Source organism: Lacticaseibacillus manihotivorans DSM 13343 = JCM 12514 (genome assembly GCF_001435035.1).
GTDB lineage: Bacteria > Bacillota > Bacilli > Lactobacillales > Lactobacillaceae > Lacticaseibacillus > Lacticaseibacillus manihotivorans.
Map to the genome: position 1 here is coordinate 1 of NZ_AZEU01000201.1, position 473 is coordinate 473.

Annotated in this window: 2 protein-coding genes; one reads left to right on the plus strand and one right to left on the minus strand. The window is 49.5% G+C overall.

Annotated elements, in window-relative coordinates; all coding sequences use genetic code 11:
- On the minus strand, positions 1 to 204 hold a 204-nt coding region (locus FD01_RS16700), incomplete at its 3' end, for a hypothetical protein (RefSeq protein ID WP_235802961.1).
- Positions 205 to 267: 63 nt separating this feature from the next.
- On the opposite strand from FD01_RS16700, the gene FD01_RS16705 reads away from it, so the two are divergent.
- On the plus strand, positions 268 to 473 hold a 206-nt coding region (locus tag FD01_RS16705; protein ID WP_235802962.1), incomplete at its 3' end, for an IS66 family transposase.

The following is a 473-nucleotide window of genomic DNA, read 5'->3' on the forward strand; positions in this document are numbered from 1 at the left end:
AAAAAAGCACTGAGCAAGTCCCTTCCAATCATTGAGACCGTTATTCCGTGTGATGATGAGCAGTGTCCTCAAGGACATGTACTTGAAGTCGCGGGCAAACGCTTTGTTCGTGAGGAAGTCGTCATCATTCCTCAAGTGATCTATCGGCATCAGATCTACGAAGAAGTCAAAAAATGCGCGACCTGCGCTAAACAAACGGATCATACTCAATTCTTCCAAGGTCACGCGCCACGGCCGTTAATTGCCCACAGTTTGGGGTCTGCCTCAATGGTCGCCACCATCGCATACAACAAGTACGGCTTGTCCTTACCACTTTATCGACAAGCCAAGGAATTTAAGCGTGCGGGGGTCGATCTTCCCGAAACCACTTATGCGAACTGGATGACCAAAGCATCAGTGGTCGTCCAACCAGTGGTGAATCTCATACGGGAACATTTGGTGGCGCAGCCGTTCTTACAAGGTGATGAAACGCC